Source organism: Polaromonas sp. P1_G2, from assembly GCF_056405515.1.
On the sequence record NZ_JBFUBY010001532.1, the window covers coordinates 1 to 388 of the forward strand.

The following is a 388-nucleotide window of genomic DNA, read 5'->3' on the forward strand; positions in this document are numbered from 1 at the left end:
CATCGAACCATTCGGCCTTGGAAAGATCGACGCCGCGGTCGCGGCTCCATCGAACCATTCGGCCTTGGAAAGATCGACGCCGCGGTCGCGGCTCTTGTCGCGGGCGGAGACCGCTGTAACCTCGATCGGCCGGCCGCAGGCCACGGCCAGCATATTGTGGCGCTCACCGAGGATCTTGGCCAGCGAGGCGCCAACAGTTCCCAAACCTGCAATGCCGAGTTTAAGGGCATCAGCCATCATCAATTCCTGTCTTTTAAAATTCAGCTGGCGGATTTCAGCGAGATGACATTGTGCAGCGTCTCGTCCGCGGTACCAAAGAATTTCTTGATACTGCGAGCGGCTTGACGCAGCCGGTGCTCGTTTTCGACCAGCGCGATGCGGACATAAT

Annotated in this window: 1 pseudogene; it reads right to left on the reverse strand. The window is 58.5% G+C overall.

Annotation, left to right across the window (positions count from 1 at the left end):
• A pseudogene (locus AC1D0P_RS31415) lies at nt 1-237 on the reverse strand (hypothetical protein); the annotation flags it as partial.
• Nucleotides 238-388: the final 151 nt, after the last annotated feature.